The sequence below is a fragment of the Ruegeria sp. CDSA246 genome (assembly GCF_059611225.1).
Map to the genome: position 1 here is coordinate 178453 of NZ_JBXWPD010000010.1, position 23176 is coordinate 201628.

Annotated in this window: 21 protein-coding genes; 10 read left to right on the forward strand and 11 right to left on the reverse strand. The window is 58.5% G+C overall.

Annotated elements, in window-relative coordinates; genetic code table 11:
• Positions 1-9: 9 nt before the first annotated feature.
• The 5 genes from serB to hutI all read right to left on the reverse strand — a co-directional run bounded on the left by serB (position 10) and on the right by hutI (position 6194).
• Positions 10-888, reverse strand: a complete 879-nt coding sequence (serB, locus tag AC2FI9_RS14825) for a phosphoserine phosphatase SerB (protein ID WP_496768664.1) — start codon at positions 886-888, stop codon at positions 10-12.
• 68 nt (positions 889-956) lie between these two features.
• Complete coding sequence (gene hutU / locus AC2FI9_RS14830) at positions 957-2639, reverse strand: urocanate hydratase (RefSeq protein ID WP_496768667.1); 1683 nt, start codon at positions 2637-2639, stop codon at positions 957-959.
• Positions 2636-3454: an N-formylglutamate deformylase gene (gene hutG / locus AC2FI9_RS14835; RefSeq protein ID WP_496768671.1), complete on the reverse strand. Its 819-nt coding sequence runs from the start codon at positions 3452-3454 to the stop codon at positions 2636-2638. Before hutG ends, hutU begins: the two co-directional genes overlap by 4 nt.
• On the reverse strand, positions 3454-4989 hold the full coding sequence (gene hutH / locus AC2FI9_RS14840; RefSeq protein WP_496768673.1) for a histidine ammonia-lyase: 1536 nt from the start codon (positions 4987-4989) through the stop codon (positions 3454-3456). The genes hutG and hutH overlap by 1 nt, the downstream gene beginning before the upstream one ends.
• On the reverse strand, positions 4989-6194 hold the full coding sequence (gene hutI, locus AC2FI9_RS14845) for an imidazolonepropionase (RefSeq protein WP_496768675.1): 1206 nt from the start codon (positions 6192-6194) through the stop codon (positions 4989-4991). Before hutI ends, hutH begins: the two co-directional genes overlap by 1 nt.
• 81 nt (positions 6195-6275) lie before the next feature.
• Here hutI and AC2FI9_RS14850 point away from each other — a divergent pair, with 81 nt between their 5' ends.
• From AC2FI9_RS14850 to AC2FI9_RS14860, 3 genes are all read left to right on the forward strand, one after another.
• The gene (locus AC2FI9_RS14850) at positions 6276-7631 is read left to right on the forward strand and encodes a formimidoylglutamate deiminase (protein WP_496768677.1); all 1356 of its coding nucleotides are present in this window, start codon (positions 6276-6278) and stop codon (positions 7629-7631) included.
• Positions 7632-7660: 29 nt separating this feature from the next.
• Positions 7661-8365: a histidine utilization transcriptional repressor HutC gene (gene hutC / locus AC2FI9_RS14855; RefSeq protein ID WP_496768679.1), complete on the forward strand. Its 705-nt coding sequence runs from the start codon at positions 7661-7663 to the stop codon at positions 8363-8365.
• 82 nt (positions 8366-8447) lie between these two features.
• Positions 8448-9965 (forward strand): malonate--CoA ligase, encoded by a 1518-nt coding sequence (locus tag AC2FI9_RS14860; protein WP_496768681.1) that lies wholly within the window; start codon positions 8448-8450, stop codon positions 9963-9965.
• On the opposite strand, the gene AC2FI9_RS14865 is transcribed toward AC2FI9_RS14860, so the two are convergent.
• From AC2FI9_RS14865 to AC2FI9_RS14885, 5 genes are all read right to left on the reverse strand, one after another.
• Positions 9952-10689 carry a metallophosphoesterase family protein gene (locus tag AC2FI9_RS14865; protein WP_496768683.1) on the reverse strand — a complete coding sequence of 246 codons (738 nt, stop codon included), beginning with the start codon at positions 10687-10689 and terminating at the stop codon, positions 9952-9954. The two genes, AC2FI9_RS14860 and AC2FI9_RS14865, sit on opposite strands and share 14 nt — an antisense overlap.
• 118 nt (positions 10690-10807) lie before the next feature.
• Complete coding sequence (gene serA, locus AC2FI9_RS14870; RefSeq protein WP_496726497.1) at positions 10808-12403, reverse strand: phosphoglycerate dehydrogenase; 1596 nt, start codon at positions 12401-12403, stop codon at positions 10808-10810.
• Positions 12404-12461: 58 nt separating this feature from the next.
• Positions 12462-13616 (reverse strand): phosphoserine transaminase, encoded by a 1155-nt coding sequence (locus tag AC2FI9_RS14875; RefSeq protein WP_496768686.1) that lies wholly within the window; start codon positions 13614-13616, stop codon positions 12462-12464.
• A gap of 159 nt (positions 13617-13775) precedes the next feature.
• Complete coding sequence (locus AC2FI9_RS14880) at positions 13776-14873, reverse strand: Gfo/Idh/MocA family protein (RefSeq protein WP_496768688.1); 1098 nt, start codon at positions 14871-14873, stop codon at positions 13776-13778.
• Between the two features lie 12 nt (positions 14874-14885).
• A complete protein-coding gene (locus tag AC2FI9_RS14885) occupies positions 14886-15596 on the reverse strand; it encodes a GntR family transcriptional regulator (RefSeq protein ID WP_496768690.1) in 711 nt (236 codons plus the stop codon).
• Positions 15597-15702: 106 nt separating this feature from the next.
• Between AC2FI9_RS14885 and AC2FI9_RS14890 the strand changes: the two genes are divergently transcribed.
• From AC2FI9_RS14890 to AC2FI9_RS14915, 6 genes are read left to right on the forward strand one after another with little or no spacing between them, the layout of a single operon-like run.
• Positions 15703-16857 carry an LLM class flavin-dependent oxidoreductase gene (locus AC2FI9_RS14890; RefSeq protein WP_496768692.1) on the forward strand — a complete coding sequence of 385 codons (1155 nt, stop codon included), beginning with the start codon at positions 15703-15705 and terminating at the stop codon, positions 16855-16857.
• Positions 16857-17747: an aldo/keto reductase gene (locus tag AC2FI9_RS14895; protein WP_496768694.1), complete on the forward strand. Its 891-nt coding sequence runs from the start codon at positions 16857-16859 to the stop codon at positions 17745-17747. The genes AC2FI9_RS14890 and AC2FI9_RS14895 overlap by 1 nt, the downstream gene beginning before the upstream one ends.
• Entirely contained in the window at positions 17744-18262 is a 519-nt protein-coding gene (locus tag AC2FI9_RS14900; protein WP_496739315.1) for a flavin reductase family protein, read from the forward strand. The genes AC2FI9_RS14895 and AC2FI9_RS14900 overlap by 4 nt, the downstream gene beginning before the upstream one ends.
• 52 nt (positions 18263-18314) lie before the next feature.
• Entirely contained in the window at positions 18315-18902 is a 588-nt protein-coding gene (locus tag AC2FI9_RS14905; protein ID WP_170563750.1) for a TRAP transporter small permease, read from the forward strand.
• Positions 18903-20192, forward strand: a complete 1290-nt coding sequence (locus AC2FI9_RS14910; RefSeq protein WP_496768697.1) for a TRAP transporter large permease — start codon at positions 18903-18905, stop codon at positions 20190-20192.
• 24 nt (positions 20193-20216) lie between these two features.
• Positions 20217-21278 (forward strand): TRAP transporter substrate-binding protein, encoded by a 1062-nt coding sequence (locus AC2FI9_RS14915; protein WP_496768699.1) that lies wholly within the window; start codon positions 20217-20219, stop codon positions 21276-21278.
• Between the two features lie 33 nt (positions 21279-21311).
• On the opposite strand, the gene AC2FI9_RS14920 is transcribed toward AC2FI9_RS14915, so the two are convergent.
• The gene (locus AC2FI9_RS14920; RefSeq protein WP_058272665.1) at positions 21312-21782 is read right to left on the reverse strand and encodes a tetratricopeptide repeat protein; all 471 of its coding nucleotides are present in this window, start codon (positions 21780-21782) and stop codon (positions 21312-21314) included.
• Positions 21783-21866: 84 nt separating this feature from the next.
• Between AC2FI9_RS14920 and AC2FI9_RS14925 the strand changes: the two genes are divergently transcribed.
• Positions 21867-23066: a cytochrome-c peroxidase gene (locus AC2FI9_RS14925; RefSeq protein WP_496768701.1), complete on the forward strand. Its 1200-nt coding sequence runs from the start codon at positions 21867-21869 to the stop codon at positions 23064-23066.
• The last annotated feature ends 110 nt before the right edge of the window (positions 23067-23176 follow it).

Sequence of the window (23176 nt, forward strand, 5' to 3'; positions counted from 1 at the left end):
GGAAGACCTTTAACCGGACACAAGTTCCGAGCGGCTATAGCCCTGAACGTACAGCAATGCCGTCAGATCGCCATGGTTGATCCGAACCTCGCATTGCTCGGCAACCGTGGGCTTGGCATGCAGGGCCACCCCTGTTCCCGCGCGTTGCAGCATCCCCAGATCGTTGGCCCCGTCGCCTACGGCAATAACGTCTTCTTCACGCAAGCCCAGTCGCGCGGTGATCTGCTCCAAGGCATCCACCTTGGCTTGTCGCCCCAGAATGGGTCGCGCCACATCCCCGGTCAGTTTTCCGTCTTGGGCCAGCAGAGTGTTGGCGCGGTTCTCATGAAAGCCCAGCACCTCGGCCACTTTCGCGGTAAACGCCGTGAACCCGCCCGAGACCAAGGCGGCATAGCCTCCGTTCTGGCGCATCGTCGCGACCAGTTCCTTGCCGCCCGGCATCAGAGTGATGCGTTCGTCCAGTACTTTGCCGATCACCGCCTCATCCAGACCTTTCAGCAGGCCAACCCGCTCGGTCAGCGCGCCTTCAAAGTCCAACTCGCCATTCATCGCACGTGCGGTAATGTCCTTGACGCGTTCGCCGACGCCGGCCTCATCCGCAAGTTCGTCGATGCATTCCTGTTGGATCATGGTGCTGTCCATATCGGCCAACAGCATCTTCTTACGGCGGCCCTCAGACTGTTGGACAACCATATCCACGCCCATTTTCTGAAGGTCCACCCAGACATCCCACCGGTTGCCCGGCATTTCGGTCAGGGAAAACTCTGCAGTTTCATCCGGGCTGAGCCACACGATTTCGTCGCCGCCCCATGCATTCCGCAATGACTCGACCAGCGACAACTCCAGCGTCGGCGCGTTGGGGTTGGTCAACAGGGTGGCAACGTACATGTTTGATCTCCGGCAAGCTCACCTGCGAATATCGCAGGTGCAGCATTTTCGCCAGACACAGTTTCGAACTAGCCCAAAATACCCGGCAGGCGCAGCCCATTGGCCCGCGCGCAATCCTTGGCAATGTCGTACCCCGCATCCGCGTGACGCCAAACGCCCGAGGCCGGGTCATTCCAAAGAACCCGCTCCAACCGCCGGGCGGCATCTTCGGTGCCATCAGCACAGATCACCACACCCGCGTGTTGGCTGAAGCCCATTCCGACACCGCCGCCATGGTGCAGCGAGACCCACGTCGCCCCACTGGCTGTGTTGATCAGCGCATTCAGCAACGGCCAGTCGCTCACGGCGTCCGAGCCGTCAAGCATCGCTTCAGTCTCGCGGTTGGGGCTGGCCACCGATCCCGAGTCCAGATGGTCACGTCCAATCACGACCGGCGCCTTCAGCTCGCCATTGGCGACCATCTCATTGAACGCCAGCCCAGCGCGGTGTCGGTCGCCAAGCCCTATCCAGCAGATACGCGCAGGTAGACCCTGAAACGCGATCCGCTCTTGCGCCATGTCGATCCAGCGATGCAGGTGCTCATTCTCGGGGAACAGTTCCTTCATCTTGGCATCGGTTTTGTAGATGTCCTCGGGGTCGCCCGAAAGAGCACACCAGCGGAACGGGCCGATGCCTTTACAAAACAGCGGGCGGATATAGGCGGGTACAAAGCCGGGGAAAGCAAAGGCGTTCTCAAGCCCCTCATCCTGAGCGACCTGCCGGATGTTATTGCCGTAATCCAGCGTCGGAACGTCCGCGTTCCAGAAATCCACCATCGCCGCGACATGCTGCTTCATCGAGGCACGAGCGGCCTTTTCTACTTCTTTAGGGTCTGTTTCACGCTTCTCGCGCCACTCTCCCATGGTCCAGCCCAATGGCAGATAACCGTTAATCGGATCATGCGCGCTGGTTTGGTCGGTGACGATATCAGGACGCATCCCGCCCGCCTGCATCCGAGCATAGATCTCGGGGAAAACCTCTGCCGCATTGCCCAGCAGACCAACCGACTTCGCTTCGCCCGCCTTGGTCCAGCGGTCGATCATCTCCAACGCTTCGTCCAGCGTCTCGGCTTTCTCGTCGAGGTATTTTGTCCGCAGACGGAAATCGATGCTGTCCGGGTTGCACTCAACTGCCAAACAACTGGCCCCTGCAAACACAGCCGCCAACGGTTGCGCGCCGCCCATTCCACCCAGACCTCCGGTCAGAATCCACTTGCCCGTCAGGTCACCGTCGTAGTGCTGACGCCCCGCTTCGGCAAAGGTCTCATAGGTGCCCTGAACGATACCCTGCGTCCCAATATAGATCCACGAGCCAGCGGTCATCTGGCCGTACATCATCAGGCCCTTCTTATCGAGCTCGTTGAAGTGATCCCAGGTCGCCCAATGTGGGACGAGGTTGGAATTGGCGATTAGCACCCGCGGCGCATCCTTGTGCGTGCGGATGATCGCGACCGGTTTGCCGGACTGGACGATCAGCGTTTCGTCTTCCTCCAAATCCTTCAGACCGTCAACAATAGTGTCGAAATCTTCCCACGTGCGGGCCGCGCGTCCGATGCCACCATAGACGACCAGCTCATGCGGGTTCTCGGCCACATCTGGGTGCAGATTGTTCATCAGCATCCGCAGCGGGGCCTCGGTCACCCAGCTTTTGGCGTTCAACTCGGGGCCGGTCGGTGGATAGATGTCGCGGGTGTTTTTGCGCGGATCGCTCATTTCTGGGCTCCTTGTCTGGTCAATGCGCCCGAGTGGGCAAGATCGTTGAGGCGGGTCAGCATAGTTGTCAAATGAGGGCGCAAGTTCGCAGCGCGGTCCTCGCGCCATGTCCACGGGGGTGTCTCGTCCATGTAAGCCCGCTGCGCGATCTCCATCTGGATGGCGTGTATGCCATCAGAAGGGCGACCATAGTGGCGGGTGGTCCATCCACCGCGAAACCGGCCATTCAGGACCGAAGTGAAACCTTCGGCCTTGCTCGCCACGTCGTGCACGGCTTGCTCAATGGCCGTGTCGCACGTCAGCCCATCATTGGTTCCAGTGTTGAACACCGGCAATTCGCCTTCGAACAGAAACGGGATCAGTGACCGGATCGAGTGGCAGTCAAACAGAATCGCCACACCGTGCCGATCCCGAACGCGGCTCAGTTCGTCCAGCAGGGCAGCGTGATAAGGTGCGTGATATTTGCGCCGTCGATCTTCGACTTCATCCTCGGACGGAGATTGCCCGTCATTCCAGATCTGCTGCCCATCGAAATCGGTCAGAGGCACAAGGGTGGTGGTATTCTGGCCGGGATATAGCGAGGCTCCGAATGGATCACGATTGGCGTCGATGACATAGCGATGAACATGCGACTGCACGACCGTGATATCGTCCAATATTCCTTCATAGAGCCTGTTTATGTGCCAGTCGGTATCGGCCAAACCGCGCCCGTTGTCATTCAGGCGGGCCTTTATTTCGTCTGGCACATAAGTTCCGCCATGAGGCTGGCCCAGCACAATGGGACCGTCCCCGCGCTGCACGCTGAACACCTGCATCAGAACAGCCCCGGCATCTGGGCACCCACTGCCCCAAGGATGTCACCCTCAGCCACCAAGCACTTGGATGTTTCCAGATCGGGTGCCAAATAGCGGTCTTCGTTCAGTGTTGGTATCTCTGCCCGTACTCTGTGCATGACGCGTTGCAATGGTCCGCTGGTTGCCAGCGGTGCGCGGAACTCCACCCCCTGAGCGGCGCAAAGCAACTCAACACCAAGAATGTAGTTCAGGTTTTCGACCATCCGCGTCAGACGCCGCGCACCATGTGCAGCCATCGACACGTGATCCTCCTGGTTGGCCGAGGTCGGTGTGCTGTCGGTCACGCAAGGATTGGCAAGGTGTTTGTTCTCGCTCATCAAGGCGGCGGTCGTGACTTCGGCAATCATCAGGCCCGAGTTCAATCCGGGATCAGGCGTCAGGAACGGCGGCAGATCAAAGCTGAGCGTCGGGTCGACCATCAAGGCAATGCGCCGCTGCGCAATCGCGCCGACCTCGGACACTGCCAGCGCAATCATGTCTGCAGAAAAGCCGACAGGTTCGGCATGAAAATTTCCGCCTGAAACGATGGCACCCGCCTCAGTCAGAACCAGCGGGTTATCGGTGGCCGCGTTCGCCTCGATCTCAAGCGTGGTGGCTGCTTGGCGCATGACGTCCATGGCCGCACCGGTGACCTGCGGCTGGCATCGGATGCAATATGGGTCCTGAACGCGCGTATCGCCGTCCCGGTGGCTTTCGCGGATCTCGGACCCGGCCAGTGTGGCACGCATGGCGCTGGCGGCTTCGGTCTGGCCGCGGTGCCCACGCAGGGTATGGATTTCGGGCTGCAAGGGCGCGGTCGACCCCATGATCGCATCCGTCGACAGGGCCGAGATGACCAGCGCGCTTTGCGCTGCACGCCAGGCTTCGAACAAACCGGCCAGCGCAAAAGCAGTCGAGAATTGCGTGCCGTTGATGAAGGCAAGCCCTTCCTTTGGACCGAGTTGAACAGGCTCTAATCCAACTGATTTTAGCGCTTTCCCTCCCGGCAGGATGGTTCCGTCAACCTCGGCTTCACCTTCGCCGATGACTACGGCTGTCATATGTGCCAGGGGCGCAAGATCGCCCGAGGCCCCGACCGACCCCTGCGCGGGAATAACCGGGGTCACGCCCTTGGCCAGCATCTGCTGCAACAGGTCGATCAGCTCCCAACGCACGCCCGATGCTCCGCGTCCGAAAGACAACAGCTTTAGCGTCATCATCAGCCGGGTTACACGGCGTGGCACGGCCGAACCAACGCCGCAGCAATGGCTAAGGATCAGGTTGCGCTGAAGGGTCGAAGTATCCTTGGCCGCGATCTTGTGGCTGGCCAGCTTTCCGAACCCGGTGTTAACACCATAAACCGGGTCTTCCCCGGCCGCAGCTTCGAGAATGCGATTGGCTGCAGCCTCCACCTTGGGTTTGCACCCGTCATCCAGCGATACTGCGGGCTGCGACCAATACACTTCGGACAGATCCGACAGCGTAACCTGACCGGGCACAAGCGACAGGGTCTTCATCACAAACCTCCGAAAATACGAGTGTGCAGGGGGTTGAAGCCGATCCGATAGGACAGCTCGGCTGGGTGCGTGATGTCCCATACCGTCAGGTCCGCGCGTTTGCCTTCAGTTATTGTGCCAGTGTCGGTCAGGCCCAAGGCTTGCGCCGCATTGCGGGTCACGCCAGCCAATGCCTCTTCCGGCGTCAGGCGGAACAAGGTGCACGCCATATTCATGGTCAGCAGAAGCGACGTCAGAGGGGACGAGCCGGGGTTGCAATCCGTCGCCAGCGCAATCGGCACCCCATACTGGCGCAGCAGTTCAACCGGCGGCGCCTGCGTTTCGTGCAGCGTATAGAACGCCCCCGGCAGCAGCACGCCCACGGTTCCGGCTTGTGCCATGGCGGCCACGCCAGCCTCGTCCAGATATTCGATATGATCTGCCGACAACGCCCCGTACGAAGCCGCCAGGGCTGCCCCTCCGAGGTTCGAAAGCTGCTCTGCATGCAACTTGACAGGAAGGTTCAATTCTTTCGCCACATCAAAGACCTTAGCGATCTGAGACGGATCAAAGGCGATCCCCTCGCAAAAGCCATCAACGGCATCCACCAGGCCCTCGTCATGCGCCAAACGCAGAGTCGGAATGCACACATCGCGAAGGTAGGCATCGGCGCGACCCTGAAACTCAGGCGGTACCGCATGTGCTCCTAGAAAACTTGTTTTCACTCGCACCGGGCGCACTTCGCCGATCCGGCGCGCGGCGCGCAGCATCTTGAGTTCTGTGTCGGTGTCCAGACCATAGCCCGACTTGACCTCGATGCACGACACGCCCTCGGCCAACAGGGCGTCCACTCGGGTCAGGGCATCCTCTAACAGGGCCTCTTCGCTGGCCGAACGGGTCGCTGTGACCGTCGACAGAATTCCACCACCTGCGCGCGCGATCTCTTCATATGAGGCACCATTCAGGCGCATTTCGAACTCGACCGCCCTGTTGCCACCAAAGACGACATGGGTGTGGGCGTCGATTGGCGCCGGCGTTATCAGCCGGTCGCCATAGTCCACGGTCGGCCAGTCAGAATAGTCGGCAGGCAGCGCATTCCGTGGTCCAATCCAGGTAATTTTCTCACCTTCAACGGCAAGGGCCGCGTCCTGAACCATTCCATAGCGCTCGGCACCATCGTCCATGGTCGCCACCCGCGTGCCCAAAAGGACAGATTTTTTGGCCATATCGATTCTTTTGGGCTCCCTTTGTCGTTAGATTTTTCGTATACGTATAAAAGTTTAAAGTCTACACAAAATGGAAATGCGATGACCATCCACGCAAAAACGGCATTATTAGGCTCTCATTGGGTCAGTAACTTGCGGGTAGAAATCGCGCGCGGTCAGATCCAAAGCCTGGAAACACAAGCGACCGCGCGATCCGGAGACACACAGGTTGATGTCTTGCTGCCAGCCTTGGGAAACCTGCACAGCCACGCCTTTCAGCGCGCGATGGCCGGTATGACAGAAGTGCGCGCCGCCGGGCGCGAGAGCTTTTGGACCTGGCGCACCTTGATGTACCGGTTCCTGGACAGATTGACGCCGGATCACGTAGAGGCCATTGCCGCTTTGGTCTATTTGGAGATGCAAGAGGCCGGATATTCCTCGGTCGGTGAGTTTCACTATGTCCATCATCAGCCGGGCGGCGGGCGCTACGACCACGTGTCGGAACTGAGCCAGCGCATATTTGCCGCAGCCACCCAAACTGGAATCGGGCTGACGCACCTTCCGGTTCTCTACACCTACGGCGGTGTCGAACAACAACCCTTGGCTGGCGGTCAGCTGCGCTTTGGCAATTCTGTGGATCAGTTTCTGAACCTGGTCGAGGAATGCCGTTTGGCCCTACCGCATGCGGATTCTGTGATCGGTATCGCCCCGCATTCTCTGCGGGCAACATCGCCTGACGATTTGCGCGAGCTTCTGAATGCCACTTCTGATGGTCCCGTCCACATCCACATCGCCGAACAGCTAAAGGAAGTGGCCGATGTAGAGGCCGCGCTGGGACAGCGGCCGGTCGAGTGGCTGCTGGACCATGTCGACGTCGATGACCGGTGGTGCCTTATCCACGCAACTCATATGACCGATGCCGAAACGCGCGCCGTTGCGCGCTCGGGCGCCGTAGCCGGGTTGTGCCCGATTACCGAGGCGAATTTAGGCGACGGTATTTTCAACGGTGCAGTTTATGTCGAAGAAGGTGGTCGCTTTGGCGTGGGATCAGACTCTAACGTGAGGATTTCTCTGCCTGAGGAACTGCGGACTTTGGAATATTCCCAACGCCTGCGGGACCATGCGCGGACGGTTTTGGTCAAAAATGAAGGCTCAGTCGGTCAGGCGTTGTATACAGGGGCCGCACAAGGGGGCGCGCAGGCATTGGGACGAAATGCCGGGGAAATCGCAGTCGGCAAGCTGGCCGACCTTGTTGCGATCGACCGATCTCACCCCACGATCTGCGCACTGACTGACGAACAGGTGCTTGACGGGCTGTGCTTTGCAGCGCCGGACGGGTTGGTGACGGATCTTTGGTCAGCGGGGCGTCACATGGTGCAACAAGGCCTCCACATCGATCGGGACCGGATCGTTCCCGCGTACCGGTCGGCGATTGCTGATCTATTGGCCGACGTCTAAACGAACCTATTCAGGTAACCAGAGGCACCATGACCCAACCGAACGAAACCACCAGCTACAGGGACATCAAGGAAACCGTACTGGCGCGCATTCGGTCTGGTGAGTGGCAGCCGGATACGCTGCTGCCCAACGAACAGGATCTTGCCGTCGAATTCTCGTGCACCAGAACGACCGTGAACCGCGCAATGCGAGAGCTGGCGGACGAAGGATTTCTGGAGCGTCGCCGCAAAGCCGGTACACGGGTTCTAAGCGCGCCGCAAAGGCAGGCCCGATTCACGATCCCCAAAGTGCGGGACGAGGTTGAGGCGTTGGGCGGAGTCTATCGTTACGCGCTGGTCTCGTCAGTTGCCGGGCAAGCGCCCGATTGGCTGTCCGCAAGACTGGCGCTAAAACCGGACCAACACGTGATGCACGTGCGCTGCATGCACTTTAACGGCAACACACCTTTTCAGTACGAAGACAGATGGATCGTCATAGACTCGGTTCCGCAGGTGGTGAATGCGGACTTCGCCTCAATAGGCCCGAATGAATGGCTTATACAGACCGTTCCCTTCACCAATGTCGAGCTGAGCTTCCTGGCCAGTCGCGCCGATGAATCGGTGGCCGCGTTCCTGGACCTGCCCATAGGTGAGCCGGTGTTTACGGGCGAGCGGATCACATGGCTTGAGGGCCAGCCTGTCACCTTTGCAAAGATGTACTTCGCCGCGGGGTACCGAATGACCACTCAGTTCTGAGTTGACCACGATTTCCGCTTTACCGTGCCTCTAATCCACGCCAGATTCGGGGCAATCTGGTCCTGCGAGAAGGAAGTATGGGATGGGTAACCCGCTCTATGATCGGTTGTTTGGTATCCATGCGGGCAAGGATACGCCGTTTCTTCACCTGCCTGACGGCCAAACCATTACCCATGCAGCCTTTCTGGACATGGCGTCGCGCATAGCAAACGCGTTGAACGGGTACGAGCTTGAGCCCGGAGACCGAGTTGCTGTTCAGGTGGAAAAGTCACCAGAAGCGCTGGCTCTCTACGCGGCTTGCGCGCAAACCGGATTGATCTTTTTGCCGTTGAACACGGCCTACACATCCGCCGAGCTTAGCTATTTCATCGAAAACAGTGGGGCTGCGCTGGTGGTTTGCGATGCCGCCAAACAAGCGGAACTGACGCCCATCGCCGAGGCGCAAAACGCCAGGTTAGAGACGCTCAACGCTGACGGCTCGGGCAGTCTGATGCGGCGGGCTTTGGGCATGCTTCCTGCGTTCGGACCGGTCAAGCGGGCAGAGAATGATCTTGCCGCGTTCCTATATACGTCTGGCACGACCGGGCGCTCCAAAGGTGCGATGCTGACGCAAGCCAACCTGCTGTCCAACGCCGAGACCCTGGTGGACGAATGGCGGTTTACGCAGGATGATGTGCTGCTGCACGCCTTGCCGATCTTTCATACCCACGGGCTGTTTGTAGCGACGAACGTTATTCTGGCCTCGGGCGGATCGATGATCTTTTTGCCGAAGTTTGATCCGGATGACATTCTGCGCCTGATGCCCAATGCGACCTCGATGATGGGCGTGCCGACCTTTTATACCCGATTGCTGGCGGATGATCGGTTCACCGGTGATCTGGCGCAGCACATGAGGCTGTTCATCTCGGGTTCAGCCCCGCTGCTGGCCGAAACACATGAACGTTTCGAAGACCGGACCGGACACCGCATCCTGGAACGCTATGGGATGACAGAAACCAATATGAACACCTCGAACCCGTATGACGGTGAACGTCGCGCAGGAACTGTCGGGTTCCCGTTGCCGGGTGTCGAGCTAAAGGTAACCGACCCTGAATCCGGCGAGGCGTTGCCACTGGGTGAAATTGGCATGATCGAAGTGCGCGGACCAAACGTCTTCGAAGGCTATTGGCAAATGCCCGAAAAAACCGCCGCGGAATTGCGCGAAGACGGGTACTTTATCACCGGTGATCTCGGGCGCGTGGATGCGGATGGTTACGTACACATCGTGGGTCGCGGCAAAGACCTGATCATTTCGGGTGGGTTCAACATCTACCCCAAAGAGGCCGAGCTGGTTCTGGATGGCCAGCCCGGCGTGCTTGAAAGCGCCGTGATTGGCGTACCACACGCTGACTTCGGCGAAACCGTTCTGGGTATTCTGGTTGCAGAACCGGGCCGAGCGCTTGACCTTGATGCCATCATGGCCAGCGTTCAGAACCAACTGGCGCGGTTCAAACATCCCAGCAAACTGATTGTGCTGAATGAACTGCCCCGAAACACCATGGGGAAAGTGCAAAAGAACGCCTTGCGCGAGCTTTACAAAGATATGTTTACTGCGGATTAGGCTCTAACAGGACCCGACCGGCGTCCGTCAGCAACCAGCACTGACGCCCTTCGAACACAGCTGTGGCCAGTGGTCGACAATAACCGGCCCCTGCGTCCAGATTGACTCGATTTCCGCAATGCTCGGCCCGGTCCACCGGAGTATGCCCATGCACAATCAGCCAGGGGTACGTACGTGCATCGTGCAGGAACTCCTGGCGTATCCAAACCAGATCATCCTCGGATTGCTGCGCCAAAGGGACACCAGGCCGGATGCCAGCGTGAACGAACAAAAGCTCGCCCTCTTGATGAAAGGTCGGCAGAGCATTGATAAAGTCTAGATGTGCCGGCGGCACAGCGGCGCAGGCCCGTTCGTGAACCTGAAAGATCCGGTCATTGTCCGTGACCTCGACACCGTAAGATGCCAGCGTCTCCTGACCACCAAGCCGGGGATTCAGCCAGTTCAAAGTAATCGGCAACTGCTTGTCTGCAATCTCGCAATCCTGCACGAAACGGACCATCATTCGGTCGTGGTTGCCTTTGACCATAACCCAGTTTCGCCCGGCGCGTTGGCCTTCGATCAGCAGATCCAGCACCTCGCGGCTGTTCGGGCCACGATCCACGTAGTCCCCCAGAAAGACAACCCGCGCACCCGGCCCGCCATCCGCCTCGATAAGGGATAGCGCGTTTTGCAGCATGCCCAGTTGCCCATGGATATCGCCGACCGCGTAAATTGGGATGCTCAAAACGTTGCCTCTTGGAATATGTCAGACACTTTGTGCAACAACTCGGTTGCAGAAAAAAGACAATGCCCGCACAAATTTTGCACGGGCATCGCTATGGTCACAATCTTCGGGCCAAAACTCAGGCCACGTCAAATTCCAGCGGCTTGATCTGAGTGAACAACCCAGTTTCCGCCAGTTTCGCGCGCGCTTCGGCGGGAACCGGCTCGTCCACATAAAGGAGCGCAATCGCTTCTCCGCCCGCCTCGGCACGGCCCAGAGTAAAGTTAGCGATGTTTACGTTGTTCTCGCCCATGGTCTGACCCAGCGCACCGATGATACCCGGAACGTCTTCGTTGGTGGTATAGAGCATATGGGCACCGACCTCGGCATCGATATTGATGCCTTTGATCTGGATAAAGCGCGGCTTGCCATCGCTGAAAACCGTACCCCCGATTGAGCGTTCGCGCTTGTCGGTTACCACAGTCACCTTGATGTAGCCGTCAAAGACACCGGTCTTGTCCTGATTGGTGGTCGACAGCTGAATCCCGCGCTCTTTCGCTACAACCGGGGCCGACACCATGTTCACTTCCGGGTTGAACTTTTTCATGATCCCGGCAACCACGGCGCAGTTCAGGGCAGCCAGGTTCATCTCAGCCGCGACGCCATCATACAGGATGTTGATTGCCTTAACTGGTTCATCGGTCATCTGACCAATGAAACTGCCCAGGTGACCGGCCAGCTTGATCCATGGACCCATGATCTTGGCTTCTTCTGCAGTGACGCTGGGCATGTTCAGCGCGTTTTCCACCGCACCAGTCAGCAGATAGTTCGAGATCTGTTCAGCCACCTGCAGGGCAACATTTTCCTGTGCCTCGGTCGTTGCTGCGCCAAGGTGTGGCGTGCAAACGACGTTCGGCAAGTTGAACAGCGGGTTGTCCTTTGCCGGTTCTTCTTTGAATACATCAAACGCGGCCCCTGCGACATGCCCGGATTGCAGCATCTCGGCCAGTGCCTCTTCGTCGACCAGACCACCACGGGCGCAGTTGACGATGCGCACGCCAGGCTTGGTCTTGGCCAGGTTTTCGCGGCTCAGGATATTACGGGTCTGGTCTGTCAGCGGTACGTGCAGGGTGATGAAATCGGCGCGGGCCAGCAATTCGTCCAGCTCGACCTTTTCGACGCCCATCTTGGCGGCTTTCTCTTCGCCCAGATAGGGATCGTAGGCGACGACCTTCATCTTCAGGCCCAGCGCACGTTCACAGACGATGCCGCCAATGTTGCCCGCGCCAATGACACCGAGGGTCTTATTAGTCAGCTCGATGCCCATGAATTTGGACTTTTCCCATTTGCCTGCATGGGTCGACGTGCTGGCCTCGGGGATCTGGCGCGCAACGGCGAACATCATCGCTATTGCGTGTTCGGCGGTGGTGATCATGTTGCCAAACGGCGTGTTCATGACGATCACACCCTTTTTCGACGCGGCATCCTTATCGACATTGTCGGTGCCGATACCGGCGCGGCCGATGACCTTCAGATTGTCGGCTTTTTCCAGCAGCGTCGGCGTGACCTTTGTGGCCGAGCGGATAGCCAGACCGTCATATTGGCCAATCAGCTCGGCCAGCTTGTCCTTGTCCTTGCCCAGATCGGGCATGAAATCCACGTCGATGCCGCGGTCGCGGAAGATCTGCACGGCGGTTTCGCTGAGTTTGTCGGATACGAGTACTTTGGGGGCCATGTTTGTGGTCCTTGAATGTCATGAAAAATCCGGGCCTGAAACGGCCCGGTAAAGAGGGTCAGGCGGCTTCTGTCTGCGCCGCGATCTCGGCCTCAAAGGCCCATGCTAGCCAGGGCAACATCGCCTCGATATCCGAGGTTTCAACCGTGCCGCCGCACCAGATGCGCAGGCCTGCGGGTGCGTCTCGGTATGCACCGATATCCAATGCGATATTCTCAGCCTCAAGCCGCTTGGCCACAGCTTTGGCGAATGTCGCACCGTCCTGAATGCGTGCGTCGGTGAACTTCAGGCAGACCGAAGTGTTCGACTGTGTCGCCGCATCTTCTGCCAGATTGGCGATCCAGTCGTTTTGGTCGCAGAACGCGTGAACCGCACCGGCATTGGCATTCGCACGGGCGATCAGGCCCTGCAAACCACCAACCGAACGTGCCCAGTCCAGCGCAAAAAGGTAATCTTCAACCGCCAACATCGAGGGCGTGTTGATCGTTGCACCGGTAAAGATACCGTCGATCAGCTTGCCGCCCTTGGTCAGGCGGAAAATCTTGGGCAACGGCCATGAGGGGGTGTAGCTCTCCAGCCGCTCCACCGCGCGGGGGCTCAGGATCAACATCCCGTGCGCCGCTTCACCACCCAACACTTTTTGCCAGCTGAACGTAGTCACATCCAGCTTATCCCACGGTAGGTCCATCGCAAACGCAGCCGAGGTTGCGTCACAGATCGTCAGGCCCTGACGATCATCCGCGATCCAGTCGCCATTGGGAACCCGGACGCCCGAGGTGGTGCCGTTCCATGTAAAGACAACGTCATTGGCAAAATCAACCGAGGCCAAATCAACGAGCTGACCGTAGTCCGCCGTTTTCACCTCGGCGTCGATTTTCAACTGCTTGACTACGTCGGTCACCCAGCCAGAGCCAAAGCTTTCCCAGGCCAGCATCTCAACCTTGCGTTCGCCCAGCAACGACCACAGAGCCATCTCAACCGCACCAGTGTCCGAAGCGGGAACGATACCGATCTTGTAGTCTGCCGGAATGCCCAGCACTTCGCGCGTGCCTTCGATGGCCGCCTTCAGCTTGTCCTTGCCGACGGCGGCACGGTGCGACCGGCCCAGCGCAGCATCGGCCAATTTGGTCAGATCAAATGTGGGGGGTTTGGCGCAGGGGCCCGAGGAAAAACGCGGATTGGCCGGCCGCGTCGCCGGTTGTTCAGTGCTCATGTGTATTACCCTTCCAGATACACGCCCCTCGTTGGGGAGGGGTGTCCCACGGACAGAGCTATTGCGTCGCAAAACGCTCAGCAAGCGGAAAAGACGCATCGGGTGCTAAAAACGACACCCGGTTATGTGCGTATCTGGAACGCAGGTTTCCTATCGGCATCAGGACGAGAGGCGCACCGTCTCTCCGGTTTCCAATGCCTGTTGCGCGGCCAAACCGATGCGCACGGCCCAAAGGCCATCGTTCAGAGTCACGTCAGGTTGTGCCTTTTCGCCTCGTAGCACAGCTAAGAACCCCTGATGTTGGTAGAAAGTCGAACCATTGTGGTCCCCGGCGGCTAACAGGCGCGGATCGACGGGGATCTCTTTGGTGACCGGACCTTTTGGGGCACGTGGGCTGACGATGATCTGCGGGACCGGTGGCGTGCCAAGATGTTCCGGCCAGAACCGCCCCGGCCCTGGCACCAACGCTTCGATCTTGGCGTCCGGCCCAACGGCCGAGATTTCCTCCTGATATCGGGACCCTTCCGCAAACATGCAAAGTTCCAGCATCGCGCGCGCGCCCGAGGCGAAATCCACGATGACATACCCATGGTCGAGGATATCGGGCGTCTCGCCCTCATAGTCCTCATCCAGATGGTTGACCGCCTGCCCGCCGCTGGCTGTAACGCGAACCGGATCGGATTGCAGGATCAGACGCATCAGGTCGAAGAAATGACAGCACTTCTCGACAAATGTTCCGCCGGTATTCCGGTTGAACCGGTTCCAATTCCCGACCTTTTCCAGAAACGGAAACCGATGCTCGCGGATCGACAGCATCTTAACACCGCCCGTGGCTTCGGCCTCGGCGATCAACGCAGCAATTGGCGGCATATAGCGGTATTCCATCGCCACCCAAATCGGATGGGGATAGCCATGCTGTAAAACCTCGAGCCGCGCCGCATCTGCCGGGTTGGTGAACAGAGGTTTCTCGACCAACAACGGCAACGGGCGCGTCCGGGCAATCTCTTCGATCTGATCCACATGCAGGTGGTTGGGGCTAACGATGACGACGCAGTCCAGATCGTCGATCGCAAGCAATTCTTCGACCGAAGACACCATCACCGCATCAGGCGCAATCGCCCGCGCAGCCTTCGCCATCTCGGCGTCAGGCTCAAAAATCGCTGAAACGCGCGTGTCGTCCAGCAGGGCAATATTGTGCAGGTGTTCCTGCCCCATCATACCGCATCCGATCAGCCCGTAGTGAATGGTCCGGGTCATGCGCAGTTCCTTTTACTTCAGTCGTTGGACATAGGTGGCTCGATCCGGGTCGAACCATGTTTTTGAAAACTCAACCGGTTCGGGTTTTTCCGACCAGCTGAACCGTTCGATGTAGCCAACCGTATCTCCGGCTGGCCTGGTGAAATCAGGCGGCGTCCAACCCGGCAACGTCCCGAGGGAAACCCTGTCTTCAGCACGCGTGATCCAGAACCCCAACTGGTGCTGGTAGTACCGATAAAGCGAGTCAGACAGCAGCTGTCGATCAATCAAACCAGCAGACTCATCCAGCCAGATTTCTTCAACCGCGATAATTGTATCATTCAGGTAGCGCATTCGGCGCACCCGCGAGCCCATGTCCGACGAACCAAATCGCGGCAAATCTGCGGGCTTGTTCAGATGGTCAACTGACAGGATATCCGCCCGCGGCAACCCGCCACCCTCGGGCAATTCCAAACGAAACATTGCATAGACGCTGTTCTGCGTTCCGGTCTCGCGTACATAATTGCCCGAACCCTGAATACGCTCCAGCATCCCCTTTTTCTCAAGCTCGGCGAGCGATTTTCGCAGAGTACCGACTGAAACTTTCAATTCCGCAGCAAGGTCTCGTTCGGGCGGCAAGCGCTCGCCATCGATCAGGCGACCGGCAGCGATGTCGCGGATCAAAAGCTCGGCAATCTGAACATAAACCGGCAGGGCGTTCGGGTTTCGGTTGGCTGACGACATCTTTTGGCGCTTCACTCGGTCGCAGGAAAAATTGATACACCATTGATCTACATCAATGTGATTGCTACGCAAGAGGAAAGTCACAGTCGCTTGGAGAACGAATCAGATGACCATCGTCCCCATCACCTCACCCGATCTGGATGCGGCCGAGGTTTCGTGGTTTGCGGCGCTGTGCTCGGACGACTACCAGTTTCTTGGAATGCCCGACGGTGATCTGCGATCCAGCTGGGACCACTGCTCGGGCATCGTGAAAGAGGCCGAGGCGCAAGGGTTCAGAAATATCCTCTGCCCGTCGTCCTATCAGGTGGGGCAAGACACGCTTAGCTTTGTGGCAGGCTGCGCGCCGGTCACCGACAAAATCAACATGCTGGCCGCGGTGCGCTGCGGCGAAATGCAGCCCATTATGCTGGCCCGCACCATCGCAACGCTGGATCACATGCTGCAGGGGCGTTTGACGGTCAACATTATCTCATCCGATTTCCCTGGAGAGAAAGCCGACAGCGCCTATCGTTATCAGCGTTCTCGCGAAGTGGTCGAGATCCTGAAACAGGCGTGGACGCAGGATGAGATCAATCATGCGGGCGAGGTCTATAGCTTCTCGGGCCTGACGACCGACCCGGCGAAGCCATATCAAACCGGCGGGCCGCTACTGTATTTCGGGGGCTACTCCCCATCCGCTCTGGAACTGTGCGGTGAACATTGCGACGTCTACCTGATGTGGCCCGAAACCAAAGATCAACTGGCCGAACGGATGAAAGCCGTCCACGCGGTTGCCGAGAACTACAACCGCACACTGGATTACGGCCTGCGCGTGCACATGATTGTCCGCGATACCGAGGCCGAAGCGCAGGAATACGCCGACTACATCGTCTCGAAACTGGATGACGAATACGGTCGCGCCATCCGTGAGCGTGCTTTGGATTCGACATCACTGGGCGTCGCGCATCAGGCCAAGAACCGCGATCTGGCGGATGAGTATGGCTATGTCGAACCCGGCCTTTGGACCGGCGTTGGCCGCGCGCGATCCGGGTGCGGTGCCGCTCTTGTCGGATCGACCGATCAGGTCATGTCCAAGATCGAGGAATATCAAAAGATGGGCATCCGCGCCTTCATCTTCTCGGGATACCCACACATGGACGAAGCTCGCCATTTTGGCAGCCGTGTTATGCCTAATCTGAAAACCTGTTCCCTTCCCGAAGCCTACGGAAGGGTCCCTGCAAATACCCCGGCCACGCCGCTGGGCAACGGAGTTCGTCGCTGATGCAACGTGTGAAACTATCTGACTCGCTGGATATGAGCCGCCTTGTCTATGGCATGTGGCGACTGGGCGACGACGACGACACTTCGACGGGTCATGTCGAAGCCAAGATTCAGGCCTGTCTGGATCAGGGCATCACCACCTTCGATCAGGCCGATATCTATGGCGGCTACGCGGCCGAGGCTGTTCTGGGCAACGCCTTACGCGCAAATCCAGGCCTACGCCAGCGGATGGAAATCGTCACCAAATGTGACATCGTCGCGCCGATGGGTCGGTATGCGGACGCCAAGTGCAAATACTATGACACCTCGCGCGCGCATATCCTGAAATCGGTTGAGACATCGCTGTCCGAAATGGCCATCAATCATATCGACCTGCTGCTGATTCACCGCCCCGATCCATTCATGGATCATCACGAAACAGGTGCCGCGCTGGACGAAGTTGTCGCCAGTGGCAAGGTCGGCGCGGTTGGCGTGTCCAATTTCCGCCCTTGGGACTGGAACTTGCTGCAATCGGCGATGAAAACCCAATTGGTGACCAACCAGATCGAGATTTCTCTGGGCGAAATCGGCCCCTTCACCAACGGTGATCTGGCGTTTCATCAGCAGCATGGCCAGCCTGTGATGGCGTGGTCACCCTTGGGTGGCGGGTTGCTGATGGCTGGAAACCCTCCGGTCGGGGTTGTAGCGGACGAAGTCGCCGAGGAATTCGGCGTGGATCGCGCCGCCGTGGCGGTGGCGTTTCTTCTGGCCCACCCTGCAGGCATTCTTCCGGTCTTGGGCACCAACAATCTGGACCGGATCAAGCGCATCTCTGACGCGCTGAAAATCAATCTGGATCGCGAGAGCTGGTACCGCCTGTATGAGGCGGCACTGGGGCATGAGGTACCATGATGAATGCAATCTCAAAGGACATGACCCGCACATTCGTTCCCCACAGGGACGATACCCGAACCTTGCGCGACGCATTTGGTCGTTTTGCCACCGGTGTCACCGTTGTCACCTGCGACAGCACAGACGGGCCGGTCTGCATCACCGCCAACAGTTTCTCGTCCCTTTCGCTGGACCCACCACTTGTCATGTGGGCAGGCGATCGCAACTCGCGCCGGTTCCGTTATTTCCAAGAAGCACGGCATTTCAGTGTTCACGTCCTTTCAGCAGAACAGGCCGAGCTTTGCTTTGGATGCTCGAAAGACGCGTTCGCACTTCAGGACATCGACCACGAGCGCTGTGAAAACGGAACCCCGCTACTGCCCGATTGTCTGGCCCGTTTCGAATGTGAGCAACACGCTTATCACGACGCTGGCGACCACGTTATCGTTATTGGAAAGGTCCTGCGTGCCAGTATGGCGGAAGGAGACGCATTGACCTTCTACGCCGGAAAGCTCGGCCAATTCGCGCACCAGTAAGCGCGGAATAACTGTCGCGGTGGAAACCCGCGGCTGAAAAGGGAGGATCCGCATGGGCGGATTGACGTCGGTGCTTGCGCCGATCGCGTTTGTGAATGAAACCGTGCTGCGATTGGGCCGCGCGGTTGGAGTCGTTGCGATTGCGCTTATGGTGATCGCGATCCTGATCCAGGTGTTTTTCAGATACGTTCTGGGCAACGCGCTGCCCTGGCCGGATGAGGCTGCGCGGTTCTGTATGTTATGGATGACTGGCCTGATGGCCCCTACGGCATTTCGGCGTGGCGGGTTCGTCGCCATCGACATGGTGCCCCTGATGTTGCCGCGTGGGATCGGGCAAACCCTGAATATCCTGCTTCTTTTGGTTTCGCTGGCCGTACTGCTGGTCGCCGTCAATATCGGTTGGTCCGAGGTGACCGGGTTTGGCGGCAAATTCGCGACAGCGGCGCTGTATCTGCCAACGTCCTTTGGATTTGACGAGTGGTATCGCATCCCGCGCAGCTGGATGATGGCATCGCTGCTGGTTGGCGTCATCCTGCTGATCTCAGTCAATATCGAGCTGATCTTGCGCGCCGTCGTAACCCTGTTGGGCGGCGGACATCTGCTGCCAGAGATTGCCGATGCACCCGTGGGGGCCGAATAAATGTTGATATGGTTCCTACCCACATTTCTGGTGTTCCTGCTGATCGGCCTGCCGGTCTTTTTCGCTTTGCTGGCCGCGCCCGGCATTCTGCTATGGCTGAACGGTCAGACCAACGACATCACGCTGCTCTATCGCAATGTCTATAACGGCATGGACAGCTTTCCGCTGATGGCCATCCCCTTCTTCATGCTGGCCGGAGAGTTGATGAACCGCGGCGGCATCACAATCCGTCTGGTTGAGTTCAGCCAAGCCCTGATGGGCCATTTTCGGGGCGGTCTGGCGCATGTAAATGTGCTGAGTTCGATCCTGTTTGCCGGGCTGTCAGGCTCAGCCGTGGCCGATACGTCGGCGCTGGGTTCAATGCTGATCCCAGCGATGGAAAAACAGGGCTATACCCGCAAGTTCGCCGCCGCGATCACGGCGGCCAGTTCGGTGATCGGCCCGATCATCCCGCCCTCGGGTATTATGATCATCTATGCCTATGTCATGGGTGAAAGCGTTGCCGCTCTGTTTCTGGCCGGCATCGTGCCCGGCGTGATGGTCGGCGTCGGCCTGATGCTGATGATCAAGGTTATGGCTGACAAGTACGACTTTCCCGTCGCCAGCCGGAAATACACGTGGGGCGAGCGCCGACAGGCCAGCCTTAAAGCGTTCTTCCCCCTGCTGACGCCTGTCATCATTCTGGGCGGTATTCTGGGTGGTATCTTCACCCCAACCGAGGCCGCGGCGGTCGCCGTCGGCTATGCGTTCCTCATCGGCTTTTTTGTCCTGCGCACGCTGACGCTGAAAGAGGTGCCTGAAATTCTCAGCAATGCGGGTCTGACCTCGGCCGTCGTTTTGTTGCTGGTCGGCGCGGCGATGGCCTTCAAAACCGTGGTCAGCCTCAGCCATGCGCCTGAACAACTGGCCGAGTTGATCCTCAGCCTTTCGGAAAACCCACTGATCCTTCTGTTCCTGATCAACCTGTTGCTGTTTGTCGTCGGCATGTTCCTGGACGCAGGTCCCGCGATCATCATCCTTGGCCCGATCCTGGCCCCGATCTTTACCAGCCTTGGCGTCGATCCGATCCACTTTGCCATCATCATGAGCGTCAACCTGACCGTGGGCCTTGCGACACCGCCTATGGGGTTGGTCCTGTTTGTGGCCGCCGCCGTGTCGCGCGAAAAAGTTGAAACCATCGCCAAGGCAATCCTGCCATTCCTGGCCGTCGAAATCATAGTGATCTTTCTGATCACCTATATCCCCGCACTATCCATGACGATCCCACGCATAACGGGATTTGCAAACTGACTGAGTATCACAGGGAGGAAACGCATGCTCGGAAGATTTATCAAAACAGCAGCCTTAGCGACATCGCTGGTTGCCGCAACCGCCATCGCGGCAACTGCAGCTGACTACACGCTGCGCGCGACTGCAAACTCTAATGAAAACGATGAAGATTATGACGGCCTGATCGTCTTCAAGAACTATGTCGAAGCGGCCTCAAACGGCGCGATCGAGGTGGAGCTGTTCATTGGTACGCAACTCTGTTCGAATGGCGCCGAATGCCTGCAGGGTGTGGCTGATGGCACAATCGACATCTACATCTCCACCTCTGGTGGCGCGTCGGGCATCTTCCCATATGTGCAGGTTCTCGACCTGCCCTACCTGATGGCGGATGACCGCGTGGCCGAGCGTGTACTATCTGGTGATTTCACCCGCACAATGCGCGAGATGGCGCTGGAGGATTCCGGCGGTGCGATCCGCCTGATGACCATCGGCAATACCGGTGGCTGGCGGAACTTCGCGAACACGCAACGCCGGATCGCAGAACCTGCCGACATGGAAGGCCTGAAAATCCGCACCGTGGTCGCCGACCTGCCTCAGGAACTGGTCAAGGCTCTGGGCGCGTCGCCCACCCCGATCCCGTGGCCGGAACTGTTCACCAGTTTCCAGACTGGCGTTGTTGAGGGATCCAAGAACGGCATCACCGACATCATGGGCATGAAGTTCCCGGATGCGGGCCTGCAATACGTCACGCTGGACGGCCACGCCTACATGGGTGCACTGTGGTGGATGAATAATGCCAAGTTCCAGGAGATGCCCGAAGAACTGCGCCGTGTTTTGGTGGATGGGTTCTATGCCCTGCAGCAAGCGACCTTTGCATCGCCCAAGCGCAAGTCGATCCAGGCCTATGAAGATTTCGTCGCAGGTGGTGGTGATCTGTACGTTCCAACTCCCGAACAGAAAGCCGCGTTCAAAGACGCAGCAACACCGGTTTACGAGTGGTTCCAGTCCAACGTGGCCCGTGGGGATGAGATCTTTGCCGCGCTGACCGAGGCCGTGTCCATCGCCGAAGGCGAGATCAATGCGTCGCGTGATGCAGACCTGAATTAAGCAACACCGGGTCGGGCCTTATGGCCCGGCCTTTTACCGAAACGGGTACATCCACCCTTTGTAGTCGTTGACCAGAACATGCGCCCTTTCAATCTGCTCCGGCGACATTTTCTTGACCACTTCCTCAAGGCTGATCGCCGCATCGGGATCGCCGCCAATAGCGCTGAGTGTGTACCACATATACGCTCGCACCAGATCGGGCGCAGGCATGCCAAGGCCCAACTCATAGTACCAGCCAACGCCGGACTGCGCCCCCGGATGCCCTTTCATCGAGGCGCGCAAATACCATTCAAACGCCCTTTCATAGTCTTGCTCGACGCCCAGCCCAAGGCCGTACATCACGCCAATCAGTTCCTCTGCCTCGGCATTGCCCGATCGGGCAGCGGGCATCAGTTCCTCGCGCGCGGCCTCGAACGCGCCGGCCTCCATCATGTCACGGGCCTGCTCCAGTTCGGCCAGCGCCGGGGTCGCAAGACAGCAAAGGGCAAATACAAACTTGCGCATGGGGCTGTTTTCCTTTTCGTCGGTGCGGCGGCGGCGCAGGACTTACCGCGCCCGCTGACGGATAATGACTTCATCGCCTTTGATATGGAACAGGCCACCATCGGTCATCAACTGTTTTACGATCCGATCCTGTCCGGCAATCAGAACATCACCTGCGCCCATTGCCATCACCCCGATTTCGGAACATCCGATGGATTGTCGCTGGGCATCGGCGAAGGCGGTCAGGGCTTGGGACCCGACCGCACTCCGGGCACCGGAGCCGACAAGATTCGAAAACGTATCCCCCGAAATTCTCCGGGCCTTTGGAATCTTGGGGCAAAGGACATTCACACCCTGTTCCACGATGGCCGCCTGAGTATTTCGGATGATTATGGCAATGGCTTCAACTCGCCTGCACAGGAATGGTTGCCCGAGGGGCTGAATTCACTGCTGGCCGCGCAGGCGCTTTTTCCGCTGACTTCGCAGTTCGAAATGGCGGGCAACGTGGCCGAGAACCAGGTCACAGGCGCTGTACATGACCGGATCGACAAAGGCTGGCCAATATTGGCCAAACGCGTCCGTACCGATCCTCGTTATGGCCCGGCCATCATGGCCGCGTATGATGATGTTGAAACGACCGAGGACATCTCGATCACACAGATCGCCAACGCGTTGGCCGCCTTCATGGCCATTGAATGGCGCAGCACTGACAGCCCGTTTGATCGATATTTAGCCGGGGACACCAATGCCCTGTCGCCGGAACAAATGAATGGGTTGGGTTTATTCTACGGCAAAGCCCGTTGCTCGGCCTGCCATTCTGGCCCGCTGATGTCCGATCAGGAGTTTCACGCTCTGGCCCTGCCGCCCTTTGGTCCCGGCCGCACCCGGCAGTGGGACCCTTATGTCAGGGACGTTGGACGTATGGGCGAAAGTGACCGGCTAGAGGATGCCTACCGCTTCCGCACTCCGATGCTGCGCAACGTGGCCCTGACCGCACCTTACGGCCACAACGGAGCCTTCCCGGATCTCGAAAGCATGATCCGCCATCATTTGGACCCTGTAGCAAGTTTCGCAAATTGGACACCCGAGACGGCAGCACTGCCCAACGTACCATGGCTACAAAAGGCAGATTTCCTTGTACGGCACGACCGATTTGAAATGCAGCGTGTACGCAGCAAAATCGACATTACCCCGCTGGAATTGTCTGAGGATGAGATCAACAGCCTCGTCGAATTTCTGCATGCCCTTACCGGTACCAGCGTGGACACACCGCCATTTGGCGTGCCCGTTGGCTTCACACCCTAGGATAAACCCCCGCTTTGAAACGGGGGCTCCAAATTTACTCAGCGGCTTCTTCGTATGCGTCCATTGGGGGGCATGTGCAGATTAGGTTTCTGTCGCCATATGCGTTGTCG

What these genes read in the sequence shown, in the direction of transcription:
- serB (WP_496768664.1), bottom strand. Translation starts at nt 888, where the DNA reads ATGTACGTTGCCACCCTGTTGACCAACCCCAACGCGCCGACGCTGGAG.
- hutU (WP_496768667.1), bottom strand. Translation starts at nt 2,639, where the DNA reads ATGAGCGATCCGCGCAAAAACACCCGCGACATCTATCCACCGACCGGC.
- hutG (WP_496768671.1), bottom strand. Translation starts at nt 3,454, where the DNA reads ATGCAGGTGTTCAGCGTGCAGCGCGGGGACGGTCCCATTGTGCTGGGC.
- hutH (WP_496768673.1), bottom strand. Translation starts at nt 4,989, where the DNA reads ATGAAGACCCTGTCGCTTGTGCCCGGTCAGGTTACGCTGTCGGATCTG.
- hutI (WP_496768675.1), bottom strand. Translation starts at nt 6,194, where the DNA reads ATGGCCAAAAAATCTGTCCTTTTGGGCACGCGGGTGGCGACCATGGAC.
- AC2FI9_RS14850 (WP_496768677.1), top strand. Translation starts at nt 6,276, where the DNA reads ATGACCATCCACGCAAAAACGGCATTATTAGGCTCTCATTGGGTCAGT.
- hutC (WP_496768679.1), top strand. Translation starts at nt 7,661, where the DNA reads ATGACCCAACCGAACGAAACCACCAGCTACAGGGACATCAAGGAAACC.
- AC2FI9_RS14860 (WP_496768681.1), top strand. Translation starts at nt 8,448, where the DNA reads ATGGGTAACCCGCTCTATGATCGGTTGTTTGGTATCCATGCGGGCAAG.
- serA (WP_496726497.1), bottom strand. Translation starts at nt 12,403, where the DNA reads ATGGCCCCCAAAGTACTCGTATCCGACAAACTCAGCGAAACCGCCGTG.
- AC2FI9_RS14875 (WP_496768686.1), bottom strand. Translation starts at nt 13,616, where the DNA reads ATGAGCACTGAACAACCGGCGACGCGGCCGGCCAATCCGCGTTTTTCC.
- AC2FI9_RS14880 (WP_496768688.1), bottom strand. Translation starts at nt 14,873, where the DNA reads ATGACCCGGACCATTCACTACGGGCTGATCGGATGCGGTATGATGGGG.
- AC2FI9_RS14885 (WP_496768690.1), bottom strand. Translation starts at nt 15,596, where the DNA reads ATGTCGTCAGCCAACCGAAACCCGAACGCCCTGCCGGTTTATGTTCAG.
- AC2FI9_RS14890 (WP_496768692.1), top strand. Translation starts at nt 15,703, where the DNA reads ATGACCATCGTCCCCATCACCTCACCCGATCTGGATGCGGCCGAGGTT.
- AC2FI9_RS14895 (WP_496768694.1), top strand. Translation starts at nt 16,857, where the DNA reads ATGCAACGTGTGAAACTATCTGACTCGCTGGATATGAGCCGCCTTGTC.
- AC2FI9_RS14900 (WP_496739315.1), top strand. Translation starts at nt 17,744, where the DNA reads ATGATGAATGCAATCTCAAAGGACATGACCCGCACATTCGTTCCCCAC.
- AC2FI9_RS14905 (WP_170563750.1), top strand. Translation starts at nt 18,315, where the DNA reads ATGGGCGGATTGACGTCGGTGCTTGCGCCGATCGCGTTTGTGAATGAA.
- AC2FI9_RS14910 (WP_496768697.1), top strand. Translation starts at nt 18,903, where the DNA reads ATGTTGATATGGTTCCTACCCACATTTCTGGTGTTCCTGCTGATCGGC.
- AC2FI9_RS14915 (WP_496768699.1), top strand. Translation starts at nt 20,217, where the DNA reads ATGCTCGGAAGATTTATCAAAACAGCAGCCTTAGCGACATCGCTGGTT.
- AC2FI9_RS14920 (WP_058272665.1), bottom strand. Translation starts at nt 21,782, where the DNA reads ATGCGCAAGTTTGTATTTGCCCTTTGCTGTCTTGCGACCCCGGCGCTG.
- AC2FI9_RS14925 (WP_496768701.1), top strand. Translation starts at nt 21,867, where the DNA reads ATGGAACAGGCCACCATCGGTCATCAACTGTTTTACGATCCGATCCTG.